General features: G+C 63.3%; 17 protein-coding genes and 1 pseudogene. 8 read left to right on the forward strand and 10 right to left on the reverse strand.

Features of this window, described 5'->3' with window-relative positions; translation table 11 throughout:
• Positions 1 to 359: 359 nt before the first annotated feature.
• The 7 genes from ABIE45_RS06250 to dld all read right to left on the reverse strand — a co-directional run bounded on the left by ABIE45_RS06250 (position 360) and on the right by dld (position 8,882).
• On the reverse strand, positions 360 to 1,382 hold the full coding sequence (locus tag ABIE45_RS06250; RefSeq protein WP_373622849.1) for an efflux RND transporter periplasmic adaptor subunit: 1,023 nt from the start codon (positions 1,380 to 1,382) through the stop codon (positions 360 to 362).
• Between the two features lie 39 nt (positions 1,383 to 1,421).
• The gene (locus ABIE45_RS06255; RefSeq protein ID WP_373622850.1) at positions 1,422 to 1,631 is read right to left on the reverse strand and encodes a DUF1656 domain-containing protein; all 210 of its coding nucleotides are present in this window, start codon (positions 1,629 to 1,631) and stop codon (positions 1,422 to 1,424) included.
• Positions 1,631 to 2,722: an FUSC family protein gene (locus tag ABIE45_RS06260; protein WP_192711585.1), complete on the reverse strand. Its 1,092-nt coding sequence runs from the start codon at positions 2,720 to 2,722 to the stop codon at positions 1,631 to 1,633. The genes ABIE45_RS06255 and ABIE45_RS06260 overlap by 1 nt, the downstream gene beginning before the upstream one ends.
• Positions 2,723 to 2,840: 118 nt before the next feature.
• Positions 2,841 to 3,827 carry a cytochrome d ubiquinol oxidase subunit II gene (gene cydB, locus ABIE45_RS06265; protein ID WP_192711586.1) on the reverse strand — a complete coding sequence of 329 codons (987 nt, stop codon included), beginning with the start codon at positions 3,825 to 3,827 and terminating at the stop codon, positions 2,841 to 2,843.
• 2 nt (positions 3,828 to 3,829) lie between these two features.
• Positions 3,830 to 5,242, reverse strand: a complete 1,413-nt coding sequence (locus ABIE45_RS06270) for a cytochrome ubiquinol oxidase subunit I (protein WP_192711587.1) — start codon at positions 5,240 to 5,242, stop codon at positions 3,830 to 3,832.
• 45 nt (positions 5,243 to 5,287) lie between these two features.
• Positions 5,288 to 7,024 (reverse strand): ubiquinone-dependent pyruvate dehydrogenase, encoded by a 1,737-nt coding sequence (gene poxB / locus ABIE45_RS06275; protein ID WP_192711595.1) that lies wholly within the window; start codon positions 7,022 to 7,024, stop codon positions 5,288 to 5,290.
• A gap of 121 nt (positions 7,025 to 7,145) precedes the next feature.
• Complete coding sequence (gene dld, locus ABIE45_RS06280) at positions 7,146 to 8,882, reverse strand: D-lactate dehydrogenase (RefSeq protein ID WP_192711588.1); 1,737 nt, start codon at positions 8,880 to 8,882, stop codon at positions 7,146 to 7,148.
• Positions 8,883 to 9,568: 686 nt separating this feature from the next.
• On the opposite strand from dld, the gene ABIE45_RS06285 reads away from it, so the two are divergent.
• Positions 9,569 to 10,858 (forward strand): adenylate/guanylate cyclase domain-containing protein, encoded by a 1,290-nt coding sequence (locus ABIE45_RS06285; RefSeq protein WP_192711589.1) that lies wholly within the window; start codon positions 9,569 to 9,571, stop codon positions 10,856 to 10,858.
• A gap of 165 nt (positions 10,859 to 11,023) precedes the next feature.
• Positions 11,024 to 11,860, forward strand: coding sequence for an alpha/beta fold hydrolase (locus ABIE45_RS06290; RefSeq protein WP_192711590.1), 837 nt, complete (start codon positions 11,024 to 11,026; stop codon positions 11,858 to 11,860).
• Between the two features lie 401 nt (positions 11,861 to 12,261).
• On the opposite strand, the gene ABIE45_RS06295 is transcribed toward ABIE45_RS06290, so the two are convergent.
• A complete protein-coding gene (locus ABIE45_RS06295; protein WP_192711591.1) occupies positions 12,262 to 12,882 on the reverse strand; it encodes a LuxR C-terminal-related transcriptional regulator in 621 nt (206 codons plus the stop codon).
• Positions 12,883 to 13,056: 174 nt separating this feature from the next.
• On the opposite strand from ABIE45_RS06295, the gene ABIE45_RS06300 reads away from it, so the two are divergent.
• From ABIE45_RS06300 to ABIE45_RS06325, 6 genes and pseudogenes are all read left to right on the forward strand, one after another.
• On the forward strand, positions 13,057 to 13,860 hold the full coding sequence (locus ABIE45_RS06300) for an FCD domain-containing protein (protein WP_192711592.1): 804 nt from the start codon (positions 13,057 to 13,059) through the stop codon (positions 13,858 to 13,860).
• Between the two features lies 1 nt (position 13,861).
• Entirely contained in the window at positions 13,862 to 14,230 is a 369-nt protein-coding gene (locus ABIE45_RS06305) for a DUF488 family protein (protein ID WP_192711593.1), read from the forward strand.
• 376 nt (positions 14,231 to 14,606) lie between these two features.
• The gene (locus tag ABIE45_RS06310) at positions 14,607 to 15,557 is read left to right on the forward strand and encodes an IS481 family transposase (protein ID WP_373622127.1); all 951 of its coding nucleotides are present in this window, start codon (positions 14,607 to 14,609) and stop codon (positions 15,555 to 15,557) included.
• A pseudogene (locus ABIE45_RS06315) lies at positions 15,554 to 15,775 on the forward strand (hypothetical protein); the annotation flags it as partial. The gene ABIE45_RS06310 and the pseudogene ABIE45_RS06315, both read left to right, overlap by 4 nt.
• A 389-nt stretch (positions 15,776 to 16,164) precedes the next feature.
• Positions 16,165 to 17,516 (forward strand): IS3 family transposase gene (locus ABIE45_RS06320; RefSeq protein ID WP_373622202.1). Its coding sequence is split into 2 segments (ribosomal slippage): positions 16,165 to 16,500 and positions 16,503 to 17,516, totalling 1,350 coding nucleotides; the frame shifts between segments, so codons are not numbered across the junction.
• Between the two features lie 110 nt (positions 17,517 to 17,626).
• Positions 17,627 to 17,887 (forward strand): PilZ domain-containing protein, encoded by a 261-nt coding sequence (locus ABIE45_RS06325; RefSeq protein WP_192711728.1) that lies wholly within the window; start codon positions 17,627 to 17,629, stop codon positions 17,885 to 17,887.
• 260 nt (positions 17,888 to 18,147) lie between these two features.
• On the opposite strand, the gene ABIE45_RS06330 is transcribed toward ABIE45_RS06325, so the two are convergent.
• Together ABIE45_RS06330 and ABIE45_RS06335 are read right to left on the reverse strand one after the other, a co-directional pair.
• The gene (locus tag ABIE45_RS06330) at positions 18,148 to 18,594 is read right to left on the reverse strand and encodes a response regulator (protein WP_192711729.1); all 447 of its coding nucleotides are present in this window, start codon (positions 18,592 to 18,594) and stop codon (positions 18,148 to 18,150) included.
• A 2-nt stretch (positions 18,595 to 18,596) separates the two neighbouring features.
• Positions 18,597 to 20,384 (reverse strand): CHASE3 domain-containing protein, encoded by a 1,788-nt coding sequence (locus ABIE45_RS06335; protein ID WP_192711730.1) that lies wholly within the window; start codon positions 20,382 to 20,384, stop codon positions 18,597 to 18,599.
• Positions 20,385 to 20,489: the final 105 nt, after the last annotated feature.

Genomic DNA, 20,489 nt, shown 5'->3' on the forward strand with positions numbered 1-20,489 from the left:
TTCGTCGAGCATAAACTTCACTTGGGTCCGAAAGGGCTGTTCATCAGCAAAAGAAAGTCCCTTGGGGGGGCGCCCTCGCCGAGGGGACGTCGATCGGTTGACCGAGTTCATTCGGCCGAAATTCCTCAAAGCTCACACTGCTGCTCTGATGGATCACTCTAGCATTCGGCTGGATGTGACCTGCGGGTTTGTCGAGCTTTGAGGCGGCGGTCGAACTCGGCCAACGGCACGTTCGAGACGCGATTTCAATCGGATGGTTGGAGAAATGGTCCTGACAGTCGACCAGACTTCGTCGCCTACCAGCCGATCCGCCCGATCCAGGGCCCGAATCGACATGCTCCGGCGCAGGCCCGGGGCTCTCAGCCGACATCCCTGCCGGTGCAGGACGGCCCACCCAGACGTGCACCGAGCAGCCTCCGCCACTCGGATGCCCACTTCGCGAAGGACGACTCGCAACCGAGGAACTGAGGGGTAGGGCCCGGTCCCTGCCTCGGGCGGACGCGCACGGTCGCCGTCATGCCCGCCGCGAGATGCTGGTCTGGGGGCAGTTGCTTGATGCGGATCCGGACGGGAATGCGCTGGGCTAGGCGGACCCAGGTGAACACCGGGTTCACGGAGGGAAGGCCGGCGACCCCGGGTGTCGCGTTCGGATCCATGATGCCCCTGGCGAGGCTCTCGACCTCGCCCTCGATAGGCGCATCCGAGTAACCCATCAGCGTGATGGAGACAGGGTCGCCCACTGCGATCTGGCGCAACTGGGTCTCTTCGAAGTAGCCGGCGACCCAGTAGCTGTCGGCGTTGATCAGGGTCATCGCGGCCTGACCGATCGTGGCGTAGGTGCCGGCTTGAAGCAGGAGGTTAGTCACGTAGCCGTTGACAGGCGAGCGCACCTCAACACGCTCGAGATTCAGCTTCGCGTTGTCCAGATCGGCGGTGGCCCCCTGATAGGCCGCCTGCGCTGCATCTGCGACGCTTTGATAGGTCTGGCGAACCTCAATGCTCACCGCCAGATCGTCGAGCTGGTTGCGCCGGGCGGCCTTGGCTTGGCTGTTCCTTAGCTCGGCCGCTGCCCGTTCCAGCGCGGCCTGCGCCCGCAGCACTGCAATGCGGTAATCGCGGTCGTCGATACGGAAGAGCACGTCACCTTTGCGCACTGCCTGGTTGTCCGAGACGAGCACGTCGGTCACCCGACCGGAGACCTCCGCGGCGACCTGGGCGGTGTAGACGCGCACGCTGCCGTCGCGAGTCCAGGGACTATCGAAGTAATAGGTCCACGCCAGCCACGCGAGGAGGCCCGAGCCGACGACTGCCGCGGAGGCGGCAAACAGCCCGAAGGCCGAGGGTGGGACCGGCGTCGGCCTGTCGGGCGAGGGAGGGGTCACGGCAGCCAAGATCAGCTCGCTCCGTTTCAAGTGGGTTGCTCAGATGCGTCCGAGCAGGAGAACAAGGCTCGACAGCACGGCCACGAACAGCGTGAGTTCGAACAGGGGCGTGCTCGCCCATCGGCTGGCGGCGGGGATGCGGCCCAGTCTAGCCGCCACGCAGTACGTGGCAGCCACCGCTAGGAGTAGGCAGACGGCGAAGGGCGCGACAAAGACGCCGAGGACGTCGATTTCCCGGAGGGGCAGCATCAACGCATGCCCCTCCAGATCCGGTATGGGAAGACGACCCGAAATGCTAAGACGCCGAAGGCAATGCCCGCGAAGACAGCGGCAGCCTCGTTGAGAGAGGCCGCGAGGTCGTATTGCATCGGATTGCGCGGCTCGAGCGCGATTAGGAAGGAGAGGTTGTAACCGAGCGTCAGCGCAACCTTGCGTTGGTCGGTCATCCCGATGCCACCTATCAAGAGGAATGGAAACAGGACGGCCGCGAGCATCTCGAACGAGGACGATGAGCTCAAGAGGGCGTACTTAACGACGAGCCCGGTCGCTTGCCCGAGCGCCGCGCCCCACAAGTAGTCCCGCGCGCGCAGGTCGCCGTCAGGCATCGTCACGAACACGACCGAGACGACGCCGGCGAAGACTACGAAGAGGCCGCCAGACGGCCACGCTGTCGTAACCCAGATTGCCCAGGCGACCGCTACCACGAGGAAGGCGCGGACGGCGTTCGCCGTCACCATCTCCGCTGAGGGCAGGACGGTCGGAGGCGCGGATGCGCGGGCGGGCGGGGAGCCTTGTGCGATTTCGGCGAGCGCGCTCGCGACGTAGACGCACCCGACGCCGAGGACGATTTCGGCTCCGCGCGCCAACGCGATCTCGAGCGCCGAACCAGGATCCGTCGCGCTTAGGGCGACGATCAGGCCCGCCGTCAGCCCTGAGAGTGCGGCCCCGTAGGATGCCAAGCCGGGAAGGCGGCCGCCGACATAGGCGTTCAGGGCGAACCACAGGGCGACGAATGTTCCCATCGCGAGTGAGTCCTGAGCGAACCCCGCGACGCCGGCCAACCCAGCCCCGAGGCCGAGAATGGTCCCACCCACGCGCCACAGACCCTTGCGTCCGACCTGCCCACGCGTCGGGAGCGCAAGCGCCATGACGGTCCAAGCTGCCCAACGTGGGGTTTCGAGTTGGAGCCACATGGCGAGCCAGAGCGCCGCAAGAGCCGCTGAGGCGGAGCGGATGCCGAAGGGAACCCCGGAAGATGGCACCGACGCACAGACATTCATGTGTCGGCGGGGCCGCTGCATCGCGGCGTCGAGCGTCGATCCATCAGGGGTGGGGCGCATCGAGGATCCGGGAGTTGCTCCGAGCCGTCATGGTTCAGGCGGCAGCCGAAGGCCGGCTTTCCCCGCCTGAACCGAGGATCACAATCTTTGCCGCACCTTTCGGTCGCGCAGTCTGCACTTAATGGTATCCACCCTGGTCTCGTACTTTACCACGGAAGATAAAGTAGACCGCCGCCGTGTAGGCGAGGGTTATGGGGAAGACGAACAAACCCGCCCCCCAGAACAGGAAGAGGAGCGAACTCTCGGGCGAGGCGGCCTCATCGATCGTGATGGAAAACGGCACCATGTATGGCAGGAACGAGGCGGCCAACGTGCAGAATGCGGCGGCGAAGATTAGGGCGCCCATGAGGAACGGGCGCCGCTCGTCCCGCGCGCGAATGGCTTGAACGAGACCGGCGACCGCGGCGAGCCCGATCAGGGGAAAGATGATAAGAATCGGACGCTCGACCCAGCGGTTCATGACGCGGAGGTCGAGGAATGCCGCATAGGCGAAGGCGGCGAGCAGGAAGACCAGCAGCGCCACGAGCAGACGGGGTGCAGCCCGGAAGGCGAAGTCCTGCAACTCGCCCTCCGTCTTACCGGCGAGCCAGCACGAGCCGATGAGGGCATAGCCCAGACACAGGCCTGCACCGCACAGGAGAGCGAAGGGGCTTAGCCAAGCGAAGGGGCCACCCACGTATCGGCCGTTCTCGATGGCTAGTCCCTGCACCAGAGCTCCGACCGTCGCGCCCTGAACCAGCGTCGCCGTATAGGAGCCGACCACGAAGCCCACGTCCCACATCCAGCGTAGGCGGACAGTCTTGTACCTGAACTCGAAGGCGACGCCGCGCAGGATCAATCCGGCGAGCATCACCATCACAGGCAGGTAGAATGCCGACAGCAGCGTCGAGTAGACGAGTGGGAAGGCGCCGAAGAGCGTCGCGGCTGCGAGGACGAGCCATGTCTCGTTGCCGTCCCAAACCGGCGAGATCGCCGTGAGCATATGCCGGCGTGCCCTTTCGTCCGGTCCGAAAGGGAATAGCATGCCGACACCGAGGTCGAAGCCATCGAGCAGGACGTAGAGAAGAAGGGAGAGGGCGAGGGCGGCGGCCCAGAATTCGACCATGGTTATTCTCCTGCCGGAACGGTTGCACGCAGACCTGGGCTGTCGCCCGGGACGGACAGCGGACGCTTCGGATTAGTGGTTTGCAGGTCGAGGTCAGGAGCAGGGATCGGCCCGGCCCGGAGAAGCCGGTAGATGTACAGGGCACCGAACGTGAAGATGAGGCTGTAGACGGAGGCGAAGATCACCAAGCTCGTCGCGACCTGCGGCGTCGTCAGAAAAGGCGTGGTGGCCTCGGCGGTCCGGAGCATACCGTAGACCGTCCACGGCTGACGGCCGACCTCGGCGGTGAACCAGCCAGTTATGGTCGCGACAAAACCGAGCGGAAACGAGAGGAACGTGGCCCAAAGGAGCAGGCGGGCACGCAGGATCCGGTCACTGAGGCTCAGCCAGCTGCCGATCCAAGCGATCGCCAGCATCAGGAGGCCGCAACCTACCATGATGCGGAAGGTGAAAAAGGGGATCGCCACGGGTGGCCGGTCGGCGACCGGGAAGCTCTTCAGGCCCACCTCTTTCGAGGAGAGGCTCATCGAGCCGATGACGCTGCCGAGGTACGGAATAGCGATCTGGAAGCGGTTCGTCTCGGCCTTCTCGTCCGGCCAAGCAATCAGCACCTCGGAGGCGGGCTGCTCGTCGTTCCAGCGTCCTTCGATCGCGGCGAACTTGGTCGGCTGCTTGTCGTGGACGAAGTCGCCGGCGAGATGGCCGAAGCCGATTTGGACGGGGACGAGGATGGCCGCGAGGCGCAGTGCCATGGTCAGCATGGCCCGTCCTTCCTGAACGGCGTTTCCGCGCAGCATGTACCAGGCACCCGTCGCTGCAACGCAAAACGCTCCGGTAACGTAGGCCGCAAGCATCATGTGCGGAAAGCGTACGAGCACGGCGTGGCTGAAGATGATGGCGTGCCAGTCAACCGGAACAAAGACGCCGTCCGGGCGTGTCGTGAACCCGACCGGCTCCTGCATCCATGAGTTGTTCACCATGATCCAGAACGAGGACATGCTCGTTCCGAGCGCCACCATCAGGCACGCAAGGAAGTAGACCCACCGCGGTACCCGGTCGCGGCCGAACATCAGGACGCCGAAAAAGCCGGCCTCCAGGGCGAAGGCGGTGAAGCTTTCATAACCGAGGAGCGGACCCTGGATGGGCCCGGTGCGACGCGAAAGTTCGCTCCAGTTCGTCCCGAACTGGAAGGCCATGACGATGCCGGACACGACGCCGAGGCCGAAGGCGACAGCGAAGATCTTCAACCAGAAGTCCGACAGCCGCCGGTAGATGGCGCGACCCGTCACCAGTCCGCAGCCCTCGAGGAAGGTCAGCCACGCCGCCAACCCGACCGTGAAGGCCGGGAAGATGATGTGGAGTGTGATCGTAAAGGCGAATTGTATTCTCGATAGGAGGAGCGGCGTCACATCCATGGAGGATTATTCCCGTGAGAAGCTGTCGTAAGACGCTGGCGACCCTCAGCGGCGAAGCAGGTTGGTCTTGGCGAGATCGATCACCTCGTCGCCGCGCCCGCTCATCACGGCCCGCAGCAGCCAGAGGCTGAAGCCCTTGACCTGCTCGAGGCCGATCGTGGGCGGCATCGACAGCTCCTGCTTCGCGGTGACCACATCGAGGAGGGCTGGACCATCGTGGGCCAGGATCTCAGCGACTGCGCCAGGAAGGTCGCCCGGATCCTCCACGCGGACTGCGTGGATGCCCATGGCTCTGGCCATCGCCGCGAAATCAGGGTTCTTCAGATCGGTGCCGGTCTCGACGAAGCCCGACGCCTTCATCTCCAAAGCGACGAAGCCTAGCGTCCCATTATTGAACACCACGACCTTCACCGGCAGGTTCGCCTGCGTTAGCGTGATGAGGTCGCCCATCAGCATGCTGAAGCCGCCGTCGCCCGACAGCGAAATCACCTGTCGTCCTGGCTGCGCGGCCTGGATGCCGATGGCCTGCGGCATGGCGTTGGCCATGGACCCATGCACCAACGAGCCGACGAGGCGCCGTCGCCCGTTCATGGCGAGGTAGCGGGCAGCCCAAATCGTCGGCGTCCCGACATCGAATGTGAAGGCCGCGTCGTCGGCGGCTGTGTCGCTCACGACCTTTGCTAGGTACTGGGGGTGGATTGGCTTGCGACCCGGAGTACCCTGGGCGAGGTGATCGAGCCCGCGGCGCGCCTCCCGATAGGCAGTCAGGCTGTCATCGAGATGCAGCCGGTCCGTCTTGGTCCTCAGCTTCGGGAGGAGGGCCGAGATCGTCGCCCCGACGTCGCCGACGACGCCGAGGTCCAGCTTCGCCCGACGACCGAGGTTCGCGGGTCGGATATCGACCTGCGCGATCCGGCACGCCGTCGGCAGGAACTGCTTATAGGGGAAGTCCGTCCCCAACATCAGGAGAGCGTCGCAGGCATGCATTGCCTCGTAGCCCGAGGCGAAGCCGATGAAGCCTGTCATCCCGACATCGTAGGGATTGTCGTACTCGACATACTCCTTGCCGCCGAGCGCGTGCACGATGGGACTCTTGAGGGTCTCGGCGAGTTGCAAAAGGAGCGCGTGTGCCCCGGCGCAGCCGCGCCCGCAGAACAGCGTCACGCGTCCGGCCCCGTTCAGGAAGTCGGCGAGAGCATCGAGCTCCCGCTCGCGCGGTGTGACGACGACAGGTGGCGGGAGAAGTCCAGCCCTCGGGGTGACCACCTTCGTCGGCGCCGGCTTGAGGGCGACATCGCCGGGAATGGATACGACGGCCACGCCTCGCTCGCCGACGGCAGCCCGGATGGCATTCTGCAGCACGTAGGGGAGTTGAGCCGGATCTGAGACGAGTTCGCTATAGACGCTGCATTCCCTGAACAGGTTCTGGGGATGTGTCTCCTGGAAGTAGCCGCCCCCGATCTCGGCCGAAGGAATGTGGGCCGCGATGGCGAGCACCGGCGTGCGGGTGCGCTGCGCGTCGTAGAGTCCGTTGATGAGATGCAGGTTGCCGGGCCCGCAGGAACCCGCGCAGACTGCGAGCTGCCCGGTGATCTGCGACTCGCCTGCGGCAGCGAAGGCTGCGACTTCCTCGTGGCGGACGTGAATCCACTCGATCGTACCGCGCTTCTGAAGAGAGTCGGTCAACCCATTTAGGCTGTCGCCGACGACGCCGAAGATCCGCTGTACCCCCGCCTCGTTCAGGGTTTCGATGATGAGATCCGCGACAGTGCTGATCGACACGGCAGTCACTCCTTGAATGAGCTGGGCGGCCGACCGCCCGACGATTGAAGCTGGAAGGCGATCCTGACCGGAGCTGGGCCGCCCAGGGGTGCCGCCGCACGGGAAAGCGGATGCGGCGCTCTCAGCGCCAGCACGCGCATTTCGAGGTGTGGCCAATGCCTGGATTGAAAGTGTTGCGGGGATCGAGCTTTCGGTAGTGGTCAACAAGAGCCGGCTTAGCGTAATATAAATGTCCAACGTTGTGCTCGGCTGGATACTCTGCTCGCCTTGAGTCCAGTATTTTCCACATTTCGCGTTCGATTTCGTCGATAATGTACCCCTTTTTTACGATGTATTCCTGGTGAAAAACCTGACAGAAGAAATGTCCGTAATAAACCTTAACGTCAAGCTTATCTAATATTGACTTCGGTAGCTTCTCGAACCAATCCATCTCGTTGCGGGGCAGGGCGATATCGAGGGCGAGAAGCCCGGCGACATCCGGTCGGTGCACCGCACGGTAGCGGTTGGACCCACCGGCGACAGCGAAGCGATGGAGGAACGCCTTCTCGCCCTCATCCTTCGTGCACTCGAAGTAGTTGCCCTGCGCGGACGGGAAGATGCCGGAGAGGTACTTGCGCGCCTCGTCGATCCCGGCGCGCCCCATTCTCAAGATCAGGTGGTGCTCGAAGCGGTCGCGATAGTTATAAAGTCTCTGCGGAAGATGCTTCGGGAACACGCTTGCAATTGCTTGCATGATCCTGTCGGATAGATCGTGCGGCAGGAATTTGAAGCGTTCGCAGAAGGCATCGAACCGCCCTTTCATCGCGAACATCATCGGCAGCCGGTCGGTGCCGAGATACTGGATGGCGAGAAAAGTGTCCTTTCCATACTTCTCCGCGACGTCGAAAGCCTCGCGGTGCACGTACTCGCCCTCGATCGGCAGGGACGCGAACGTGGAGAGGATGTGCCGCCGGATCGCGGTCAGCTCGCTGGGATCGTTGCTCCCGATGTAGAAGGTCGCGGTCTCCGTCTCGATCGGGAACGTGTCCAGTCGCACGGCTAGGAGCAGGACCTTGCCCGCGCTCCCCGAGGCCTCGAAGAGGCGCTTTGGATCGGCGTTGAAGCGCGCCGGCGTGTCAGCCTCGATCTGACGGACGTGGTTCTGATAGTCGTGATCCGACGAATGCCGAGCGGGATCGTTCTCGATGGCTGCGGGATCGAAGCGCCCGGCCTGCACAGCCTCAAGGATCGCCTCCTCGTCCCCTGCAATCGAGATGCCGAGGTGATTAACGAGTTCGACCCGACCTGTCTCGTCGATCCTCGCGTAGAGGGTCGTCTGCGTGAATGCCGGTCCCCGGTGAATCAGGGCCCCGCCGGAGTTGTTGCAGATGCCGCCGAACACCGAGGCGCCGATGCACGACGAGCCGATGACGGAGTGCGGCTCACGGCCCAGAGGCTTCAGCAGTCTTTCCAAGTGGAAGAGCGTCGACCCAGGCAAGCATACCACCTGCTCACCGCCTTGGATCGGGTGTATGACGTCGAGCCGCATTCCGCTAATGATGACGATCTCACGGTCGTAGGTATCGCCGTCCGGCGTGGAGCCTCCGGTGATGCCCGTATTCGCGGCCTGTGGAATGACGATCTTATTTGCCCTGGCGCAAAGCTTGAGAGTACGCCACATCTCCACCAGCGACCCGGGGCGGACAACGGCAATGGCCGGACCGTTTCCGAAGCGGAATCCCTTGCGATAGCGCTGCGTCGCCGACGGGCTGGTCAGCACGTGGGCGGCTCCGACGACGTCGCGCAAGCCGGCCAGGAGTTGATCGTTGCTCAGGCTTGAGCCGACGTCCTGGCATCTGAAATCGGATCGCACGTTCATGATCGGGCTCCTCGCGCTGCCGGGCTTAGCTCGCGGATGGACTAGGGCCCTGTACGTCGGCACATCTTGTACGTTTCCGACGTTGTTTGGACGCGTCGTGGGTCGCGTTGCACCGCGCGTTGAATGTCTCGCGCTGGTGGTTTTCTGCGGCGACGACATGTAAGCCGTGCTAACCTCGAGTCACTCGAGATTTCTCGGTCAGTAGCTGGACGTCGACGTCAGGATGTGGGACGTTGTCTGGGAACAACACTATTCGGAGGTCGCATCGCGGGCGCTAAAAGCAGGGGCTAGCTCAGCGCACGGTCGCGAGTCGAGCGCCCCACGCCGTGCCGATCGAGCGCCACGTGCGTGTCGTCCAGAGCTTCGGGCCGGTGTCTCATACAGAGGTGGTCGTTGCTGCACTATGGTGGCGAACCGCGGGCTGCCGTCCGCGTGCCTCGAGATGGATCCAGCCGCATGCAAGGATGCGGCGCGAATTGTCGGCTCCCGTCGTGTCACGGGAGCTCGCGCATAGTCGGTCCAAAGCGCGACGCGAACGTGCAAGAACCTTGGCCACCGGTAAGAGACTGACTGGCGTCGGGCAGCCGGAGGTCTTCGACGGCGCCGAGACTGGCTCGCTCCGAACGGAACGAGACCTCGGATACCTCTCTCGATGGTAGGGGAACATGGTTGGTGCCTGTGCGCCCATGCCTATCCGCATCGGGACCCGTGAGTCCCTTGCCGGCCTTCGCGACCAAACGTTGCGATGGCTCCTTAGCGGCACGATCTGCGAGCGTTACCTCGATAACATCCTGGTCGCATTCTGCGAGCGTCTCCGCGCGGGCGGAGTGTCGGTCGCGCGCGCGACGCTCCACCTGAGCACTCATCATCCCCAATGGCTCGGCATCCGGATCCTCTGGCAGCTGGGCATTTCAGAGCCGAGATCGCAGCCTCTCGCATATGGCTACCTGGATGCCGAGGCCGCTGCCCACGGCCCTGTCGCCGCGATCCTGAGCGGCGCCGAACGGGTCCATCGGCGCCTCCACGCCGAGGGGACCGGAACAGCCGGCGCCGCTATGGACCCGCTGTACCGCCTCGATGGTCAAGGGCTGACGGACTACGTCGCCTGGCCCCTTCGCTTCACGCTCGGCAAGCGGCACATGGCGGATTTCGCGAGTGATCATCCAGACGGATTCTCGGACGCTGAGCGGGACCTGCTCGAGGACCTACTGCCGGCGCTCGCCGTCGTCGTCGAGGTTCGCCACAAGAATCGGCTCACGCGCTTGCTGTTGGACACCTACGTGGGTCCGCACGCGGGGGAGATGATCCTCGACGGCGTCACCCGGCGCGGCAGCGGAACGACCATGGAGGCGGCGGTCTTGATCGCCGACCTGAGGGGCTTCACCGAGCTTGCCGAGCGGCGTCCAAGGGATGAGGTGATAGGGACACTGAACGACTTCTTCGACGCCATCTGCGCCCCAATCGAACGCAATGGCGGCGAGATCCTGAAATTTATGGGCGACGGCCTCCTCGCCACATTCCCCTTGAGCGAGCCCGATGCCTGCCGTGCAACCCTCCGGACCGCTCGCGAGGCCTGCAGCGGCATGAAGGCCTTGAACCGCGACCGTGCTGGGCGCGGACTATCGCAGCTCGGCTATGGGATCGGTGTCAACGTCGGCATCGTGACCTACGGGAACATCGGATCGCACGCGCGGCTGGACTTCACCATGATCGGTTCCGCGGTGAACGTTGCAGCCCGGCTTGAGAACCTCACGAAGGTACTAGGATATCATGTGCTGTTCTCCGGTGCATTCGCCGCTCTGGCTCACGATGGGGGCGAATTGGCGCGTCTGGGCACTTTCCCTTTGCGCGGGCTCGCGAAGCCCCTGGAAGTGTTCACGTTCGAAGCATTCCTTTCGGACGGTGGCCGCCCGGCGGCGCGGGCCGACGATCGAGCCAGACACCATCAAACCGGCTGCCCTGTCCTGAACGAGTGAAGCGCGAGCTTGGCGAGGTTCGATCGGCAGCCACCTGTTCCAAAATCCCTAGCGATCCGGACCCGATGGCATTGAAAGAACAGGCTAACGAGCCCGCGAAGCCCGCTCCACCCAACATCGCTCTTTATATCCCTCAGCAACTCCTGCTCGAAGAGGATCATCCAAATGCCGACTATCAAGACCTCAGATGGTGTCGAGATTTTCTACAAGGATTGGGGCCCGAGGGGAGGGCGACCGATCATGTTCCATCACGGCTGGCCACTCTCCTCGGACGATTGGGATACTCAGATGCTGTTCTTTGCCCAGAACGGCTACCGTGTCGTCGCACACGACCGCCGTGGTCATGGGCGCTCCGCACAAGTCTCGGAGGGACACGATATGGATCACTACGCGGCCGACGCCGCCGCGGTCGCTAATCATCTCGACTTGAGGAACGCCGTCCACATCGGCCACTCAACTGGCGGGGGCGAGGTCGCGCGGTACGTCGCAAAGTTTGGCGAACCTCAGGGGCGGGTTGCCAAGGCCGTGCTGGTGAGCGCCGTTCCTCCCTTGATGGTCAAGACCGATGCTAACCCCGGAGGCCTGCCGCTGGAGGTATTCGATGGATTCCGCAAAGCGCTCGCAGACAACCGAGCGCAATTTTTCCTCGATGTGCCGACAGGTCCGTTCTACGGCTTCAATCGCGTCGGCGCGAAAATCTATCCTGGCGTGATCCAGAATTGGTGGCGACAGGGCATGATGGGAAGCGCCAAGGCCCACTATGACGGTATCAAGGCCTTTTCCGAAACAGATCAAACGGAGGATCTAAAGGCGATGACCGTGCCGACGCTGGTTATGCATGGGGAAGACGACCAGATCGTACCGGTAGCCGCCGCAGCGCTCAGATCGATCAAGCTCCTACAGAACGGCACGCTCAAGACCTACCCCGGCTTCCCACATGGCATGCTCACCGTGCACGCCGATGTCCTCAACGCGGACCTGCTCGCCTTTATCGGCGACTGAGGGGACACGACGTCCGGCCAAGCATCGGGCATGGACGGGCATCGTGCACGTGACGCACGCTTTGCAGGTCGGCTTCTGTCCGGAGGTGCTTTCCGAGGACCACGCGGGGGCATCACCGCGTTCTTGTTGAAGAGAACATGACCAGACCAGTTAGCGGCCGCGGTATGGTCGACGACGGGGCGCTTCGGGCGCCCCCGCACGTTCTCGAATTTCGGGTGCAACGGCGAAGCGCGCTGACTCGCGCACCCTGCTGGCGATTACGGACGACCATATAGGAATAGCCTAATGCGAGGTGGCGGAGGGCACCGACGCGGTCCGGAATGGGCCGAGCGGGAGGTCGTCGCCGTCGGCGCCGGGAAAGCTGGAAGGCGTTCCGGTGGTCGTTCCCAGTTGCCACCGCATCACCGCTGCCGTTTCGGCGCAATCCCGAGCCGATCGGCCATGCGGATCAGGTCGATCAGCGATGTCGCCTGCATCTTCTCCATGACGCGCCGCTTATGAACCTTGGCAGTAACCTCAGAGATGTCCAACTCGGCGGCGATCTGCTTGTTCATCAAGCCGCCAATCGCACAAGCCATGACGTCGCATTCGCGCGGCGTCAGGGTTTTATGGCGCCTCGCCAGTTCGTCGCGCGTCTGGGCTTCCGAGATCGCGGCGGCATCGGCTCTCAGGGCCCGATCGATCGCGTCGAGCAGAACCTCGTCCATGACCGGCTTTGTGAGGACGTCAGCGGCTCCCCCCCGCATCGCTTCGACGGTCAACGGGATGGTTCCGAAGCCAGTGAGAAAGATGATGGGAACCCGACATCCGGCGGAGCGAAGCGCTTCCTGCACTTCCAGGCCGTTGTGCTGGCCAAGCTGTACGTCGAGGAGGATGCACTCGGGACCGGAACGCTGCCTCGAGATAAGGCTCGCGATCCCACTGTGGCCAACGGCCACAAGACCTGCCGACCGACAGAGCCGGACGAGCGCGGTGCGCAGGGCCGGGTCGTCATCGACGATATGGACGGTGCCTTCGTGCATCTGGATCGCGAGGTTGGACACTCACTGGGAAGGTAATAGTACCAAATCTGACTGTCTGGTAAATCAGTTTGACCATGTCCGTCAATCGGGAAAATCGTTGCTCCGTGTTTGCGGCCAGCGTAGGCTGCGATCCATCAGGGGCAGTCCCCATGTGAAGCTCCGGTGTGCGGTACTGTGGGAAGCGAACGTAACAAGGCAGGCAGCGCCGCGGAGGCAGCAGCCAGCCATATCGAACGCCTGATCCTCGAAGGCTCGCTGCGTCCGGGCGATCAGCTCCTGCCGGAGCGGGAGCTGGCGCTGCCGCTGAACGTGTCGCGTCCCACATTGCGCCAAGGGATCAAGATGCTTGAGGACAAGGGCCTGATCGTTTCGGATACCGGGGGCGCTCGCCGGGTGGCGCCGCTCGCCAGTAGCATCGCCGACCCGCTGATCGAGCTGATGTCCACACAAGGTCAAGCGGTGGAGGACTACCTGGAGCTCCGCGCTACGTTGGAGAGCATGGCGGCTAGACTGGCGGCGGTCAGAGCCAACGACGTGGACCGCGCCATGCTAACTCGCTGCATGGAGCAGATTGACCGCGCCTACGCGGAGGCCGAACCGGAACAGGAGGCCGAGGCTGACCTCGACCTGCACATCGGCGTCTACGAGGCCAGCCACAACGTCGTTCTGCTACACATCATGCGGGCACTGTCGGGAATGTTGCGGAAAGGGGTCTTTCACAACCGAGAGAAGCTCTACGCGCGCTCCGAGATCAGGAACGTGCTGCGCGACCAGCACCGTGCCATCTACGACGCTATCATGGCCCATGACCCGGCTGCCGCCGGCAAAGCCGCCGAGGACCACATGCTGTACACGCGTCGAGTCCTAGGCGAGATCGCCGCTGCCGAGGCGCGACTGGAGATCTCGTTGCGCCGCATCCAAGGCGGTCATCTTAGCGCGCGCGAGAAGGACAAGGCGCGCGAGCGATCGAAGAGCTAAGATGAAAGTGCGGCTGCAGCCTGAAAACTTGAATCTGAAGCGAGCTTACGAGAAGCCTGCGGCGGGGGACGGTGTCAGGATCCTGGTCGACCGGCTCTGGCCACGTGGAGTCTCGAGATCCGGCGCCGCAATCGACATGTGGATGAAGGAGATTGCGCCTAGTAGTAGTCTTCGGAAGTGGTTCAATCATGACCCGGCCCGTTGGGATGAATTTCGAGCTCAATATAAGATGGAGCTTTGTCAGAAATCTGAACTGGTGAACCAGTTGAGAGATCTTATCGCAAAAGGCCAAGTAAGTTTGATCTACTCGGCCCGCGACCAGGCCCATAACGATGCGGTTGTGCTGCAGGAGGTGCTGTTGGACAAGTAGATGGAATATCAAGCGCATTGCGGGCGATCTCTACATAAAATGCAAGTGGATTGCCGTACGCAGGCAGTATGGACGGCGCCGATGTTTGCGGCCGGCAATGCTGGGACGGATTAACTCCGGCAGTGTCTCGGGGAACTGATCGTTCTAACGAAAGCCTTGAAGCTACCCAGGGGCATTCCTGCAGCGCCGGTAAGTACCGGAAGGCCAAGTTCTTCCACAAGGACGCCTGCTACTCGCCCGAGTTACCTTGCCATGACGAATTGGAGCTCTGTCCGGCCAACCTTTCAATCACCGAAAGGAGGATCAAAGGCCTTCCTAGGTGTTTGATCCCGCGGTGTGGTGGTACGGTTGACCACCATGCTGCGAGGGATGCGCTATGGGCCAGGTTCTTCATGGAAGCGCCACCACGACGGAGGCAGTCCGTCGCGCGATCCAGCTACGTGAAGAGAGCGTAAGAGCGCTGGCCAAGCGCTACGGCGTCAGCCCGACGACGGTGCAGAAGTGGCGCAAACGGACGAGCACAGCGGATGCCCGGATGGGCCCCAAGGAACCGCGCTCCACCGTGCTCACCGTCGAGGAGGAAGCGATCATTGTCGCCTTCCGCCGGCATACCCTGCTGCCGCTTGACGACTGCCTCTATGGCTTGCAGCCGACGATCCCGCACCTGACGCGATCCTCGCTGCATCGCTGCCTGGAACGGCACTGCATCAGCCGACTACCCGAGATCGAAGGCGACAAACCCAAGAAGCAGCGCTTTGCGACCTACGCCATTGGCTACGTCCACATCGACATCGCCGAGGTGAGCACGGCCGAAGGTAAGCTCAGGCTGTTCGTAGCCATCGATCGAACCAGCAAATTTGCCTTCGTGCGGCTCGTGGAGAGCGCCGGCAAGATGGAGGCCGCCCAGTTTCTGCGCGACTTCATTGAGGCGGTGCCTTACCGCATCCACACCGTGCTCACAGATAACGGCGTTCAGTTCACATCACGTCGACAGGACATCTACGATAGTAAGCACATCTTCGACCGCGTCTGCGACGAGCACAACATCGAGCATCGGCTGACCAAGGTGAACCATCCTTGGACCAACGGGCAGGTCGAGCGGATGAACCGCACCATCAAGGATGCGACGGTCAAGCGCTACCACTACGACAGCCACGACCAGCTTCGAACGCATCTGCACCTGTTCGTCGATGCCTACAATCACGCTCGTCGGCTCAAGACCCTGCGGGGCCTGACACCCACCGAGTTCATCCTGAACGCCTGGACGAAAGAGCCCAATCGCTTCAGGATCGACCCGTCACACCTCATCCCGGGACCATACACCTAGACGACTCCGGCTTCGTTCTAACCGGGGAACAGATTGGCGCGAGTTCGCCCTACGCCACGTCGCACCCTGGAGTTTTCGCCGTCGGCGATGTGCGAGCCCGTTCCGTCAAGCGCGTTGCGGCTTCGGTAGGCGAAGGGTCTGTCGTCATATCCAAGGTTTGGGACTACGTTCGGGCCAACGAGCCAGCCCCTCAGCGACCTGCCACCGCACCAACCTGAGGAACGTCCAAGAGGACAAAGCAGGGCTAACGCGGCTCAGGATTGTCGGCGAACTCAGCTGCACCGAGCGGGATCAGACCGAACACCGACATGCCGCCCCTCAGTGGCGCCGACTGATTTCAATGTGGATAATAGTATCATGTAGATCCTCATGCCCAATCGCATGACTCCGTTTCGATTTTTCAAATTGGCCGAGGCGGACACGCGCTTCACCGGACCACTTATCCACTCTCGGTAGCCGGCAGCCACCGCTGCGGCCCATTGAAAAAGGGGCAGATTTGGCCCCTATTGCGGTTGTCCGGCAGTGTCCGCCGTCAGCACTCCTGAGACAGATTGAGGGTCTTCACGAACGGAGGATGGCTGGTTCATCGTAGCCCCCAGGAGCGAAGATGAAACAGACGTCCGGGCCGGCGCGGAAGCCGGCAGAAGCCGTGATCAAGGACATCCGCCGCGCCACGCGCCGGCAGTTCTCGGCCGAGGAGAAGATCCGCATCGTGCTGGAAGGGCTGCGCGGTGAGGACAGCATCGCCGAGCTGTGCCGGCGCGAGGGCATCGCCAGCTCGATGTACTATGGCTGGTCCAAGGAGTTTCTGGAGGCCGGCAAGAAGCGGCTGGCCGGCGACACGGCACGGGCTGCCACGGCTGATGAGGTCAAGGAGTTGCGCCGCGAGGCAGGTGCGCTGAAGGAGGTCGTGGCCGATCTCGTCCTGGAAAACCGCCTGCTCAAAAAAAGCATGACCGGGGCTGGGGGCGACGAGGCATGAGGTACCCGGCCTCTGAGAAGCTGGAGATCATCCGGCTGGTCGAGCAATCCCACCTGCCGGTGCGCGCCACCCTGGACAAGCTCGGCATCCCGCGCGCCACCTTCTACCGCTGGTACGACGCTTTCCAGCGTGGCGGCCCCGAGGCAATGGCAGATCGCCCGTCCCGACCCAGCCGGGTCTGGAACCGGTTGCCCGCCGAGGTTCGCGAGCAGATCGTCGCCCTCGCGCTGAAGCAGCCGGAGCTCAGCCCACGCGAGTTGGCGGTGCGCTTCACCGATGAGCGGCGCTACTTCGTCTCGGAGGCAACCGTCTACCGCCTGCTCAAGGCCCAGGACCTGATCACCAGCCCGGCCTACATCGTCGTCAAAGCCGCCGACGCGTTCCGCGACAAGACCACCGCGCCCAACCAGCTCTGGCAGACGGACTTCACCTACCTGAAGGTCGTGGGATGGGGCTGGTACTATCTCTCGACCGTGCTCGACGACTTCTCGCGCTACATCGTGGCGTGGAAGCTGTGCACGACGATGCAGGTCGGCGACGTCACCGCCACGCTCGACCTTGCGCTGGCGGCCGCCGGGCTCGACCACGTGCAGGTGGTGCATCGGCCACGGCTGCTCACCGACAACGGATCGAGCTACGTCGCGGGTGACTTGGCTGACTGGCTCGACAGCCGCGGCATGACCCACATCCGCGGTGCCCCGCGCCACCCGCAGACCCAGGGCAAGATCGAGCGCTGGCACCAGACGCTCAAGAACCGCATCCTGCTCGAACACGCCTACCTGCCCGGCGAACTGGAGGCGCGGGTTGCCGCCTTTGTCGAGCACTACAACCACGCTCGGGCTCACGAGAGCCTGGGCAACCTCACCCCTGCCGACGTCTACTTCGGCCGCGGCGAGGCCATCCTGCAGGAGCGGGCGCGGATCAAGCGTCAGACCCTCATGGACCGCCGCTTGCGCCACCACGCGCAAGCTGCCTAACCTCTCACCCAGGGTGGACCAGAGCCTCCGTTCCTGAGCGCCTCCAATCGTCTCAAATCATCTGACGACGGACACTCTATACGGCCAAGGAGGATGGCCGAAATAGGTGTATGGAATGGAGACCAGTCGCGATTGCTCAGCAGAGCACTCGCCGCCGCGTCCTCAAAGCAGGCCGGATCTCGTTCAACGCCGGGCGGTCTGCCATCGATTGCACGGTGAGGAGCCTGTCCGATGCAGGTGCTGGCCTGCAGATCGTTAGCTCAGTTGGTATTCCGGAGACGTTCAAGCTCCTGATTGAGGCGGATGGCTTCTCTCGGCTATGTCAGATCACAAAAAAAGGTGGGAAAGAGCTGGACGTGATGTTCATCTGAACCGCCTCCCTGTGTGAGCGGACCAGGTGCCGCTGCCTTCCAGATAGGTCCTGCGCTCGTCAGGCTGGAGAACCCATCCGTCACCTACGTCGATGAATTAGGTCAGCCTCCATTCGGGCATCGCTTCATTGAGACTGAGCAGGACCCAAAGGCCGTATTACTACAAGGCCGGTGTATGGACCGGTTCGCTGAGATCAGCCTAACCATCAACGCCAGCTGCTCGCGCACGCTGTGTTGATCTCGGCCTGTGGGCGCGCTCCTCAGAGCGCGATCGGCGCGACCTCGTTGTGGCCGAGCCAGTACCCGTTCACTTGCTCGACCAAGGTGTGCAGAGCCTGCGGCTGACTCGGCTTAACCAGGAACGAGTTAGCCCCAAGGTCGTAGGCCTGCTTTAGGTCGGTCTGCTCGCGTGATGAGGTGAGGATCACCACGGGGATCCGACGCAGCTCTGGTTGCGCCTTCACCCAGGACAGGACCTCGAAGCCGGACCTTCGCGGCAACTTCAGGTCGAGTAGGATCACGATCGGCCGGATTCGCATGTTGGAAGGCGACATGACCTCACTGAGCAGCGTCACCGCTTCATCACCGTCGCTGGCAAAGCGGAGCGGGACACTCGTTCCAAGCTTCTTGAACGCACGGGCCAAGAGGTGCCGGTCATCCGGGTCGTCCTCGACGATCACGATCACGTCCTGAAGCGGTGCGACCATTCTCATGCCCTCTGCTCAACGGACCGGAGTTCGATCCAGAAACGGCTGCCCTGACCGAATTCAGACTCGACGCCGCATGCACCGCTCATACGGGTTACCGCACGGCGAACGATCGCCAATCCTATGCCAGTTCCGGGGTAAGCCTCGACCCCGTGCAGGCGTTGAAACGGGGCGAAGATGCGCTGCTGGTGCTCGGACGCGATCCCGATGCCATTGTCATCGATCCACAGGCGCACGCGACCTGAACGGAGCTCTGCGTGGACCGAGACCGCTGGTCTATCACCCGGCCCGACGAACTTCACCGCGTTCGTGATCAGATTGTTCAGCGCCTGTCGTAAGACCACACGGTTGGCTTGAACCTCGGGCAAGGGGCGCTTCACCCGCACCGCCGCCTCCCGCCTAGTGAGCACGGGTTCAAGGTCGGCCAGGACCTGATCGAGCACCGCCTCGAGCGACTCCGGCCTGACGCTGACCTCATCCTTGGCAAGGCGGCTGTAGGCGAGGATGTCGGCGATGAGATCTTCCATCCGCGTGGCTGCAGCGGCGATCCGCTGTGTGTAGTGCCGCCCTTCGGCGGGTAGCCCGCTTCCGAAATCCTCGATCAGTGCGTCCGCATAGCCCTGCATCGCCCGAAGCGGCGCGCGCAGGTCGTGCGAGATGGAGTAGGCGAACGCGTCCAGCTCGCGGTTGACCTCGGCCAGAGCCTGCGTGCGGTCCTCAACCCGGCGCTCCAAGTCAGCGTTGAGGGCAGCCAATGCATCCTGCGCCTGACGCACCTGGGTGATGTCCTCGGCAATACCGACCACGTACTCGAACTTGTCGTTCTCGTCGTGCACCGGCCAGCCCCGATCCCGTATCCACCGTAGCGCCCCGTCAGGCCGCGTGATGCGGTAGGTCTCGTCGTAGGTCCCGCGCGCGGCGTGCTCGGCGTAGCTGCCGCGAACCCGCTCGCGATCCTCGGGCACGATCGCTTCGAGCCAGAGCCGCGCATTCTTGTACAGCGCTGCGCGCGCGAGGCCCCAGATCCGCTCAAAAGCGGGATTGATGTAGAGGAGCGTGCTGGTGCGGGGGTCGGACACCCAGAACGCCTCTTGGATGTTCGTCGCCAAGTTCCGGAAGCGCTCCTCGGCCTCGAACAGCCGGGTTTGCGCCCGTTTCCCCACGAGGGAGAACACCCCCAGAACCGCGGCGGCGAGCGCGAGGACACCACTCAGGATCGCCACCGTCGTGGACCATGCCGCATCCCGCCGCTCATCCGCGGACTGCGCCTCCAGGATCCGGGACCCCGCGTCGCGCATCTCGTGGATCGAGGCGTCGATCCGCTCCATGAGTTGCTGGCCGATATCGCTGCGGACCACCTGAAGGGCCGCGTTCTGGCTGCGCGCGTGGAGCGCCACGGTGTTGGCCAACTCATCGAGCTTGCTCTCGATCAGAGCGCGTAAGCTCGCGAGACGCTGGACCTGTTGCGGAACGCGTACCGTCCGCTCTGCAGCCTCCAGATTGCTCCAGACGCGAGGCACGGCCTGTTCGTAGGTGGCGAGATAGCGCTGATCCCCGGTCAACAGGAAGCCGCGCTGCCCGGTTTCGGCGGCCCGCACGGCTTCGTGCAGATCGGCGACCTGTTTCAGGACGGTGTTGATGCGCGCGACCTCGACCCGGCTGGCGTCAAGCCGCCAGAGGTTGAGGACGAGCACGCTGCTGCTCACCGCCGTGAGGAGGAGCGCCACGACCACGGCTGTAACCCCGAAGGAGGACAAACCGCCACGCTTGTAATGGGTGATGCGCTCCATTTCAGCTTTGAAGCTTTGCCACAAGGTAGATCAACGTCGCTGGGCCGCATGCCGCAGGATCAAACGCCTGAACGCCTGGGTTTGAACCGTGAGTCTGTTCTCCTT

It is taken from the genome of Methylobacterium sp. OAE515 (assembly GCF_041806315.1).
GTDB lineage: Bacteria > Pseudomonadota > Alphaproteobacteria > Rhizobiales > Beijerinckiaceae > Methylobacterium > Methylobacterium tardum.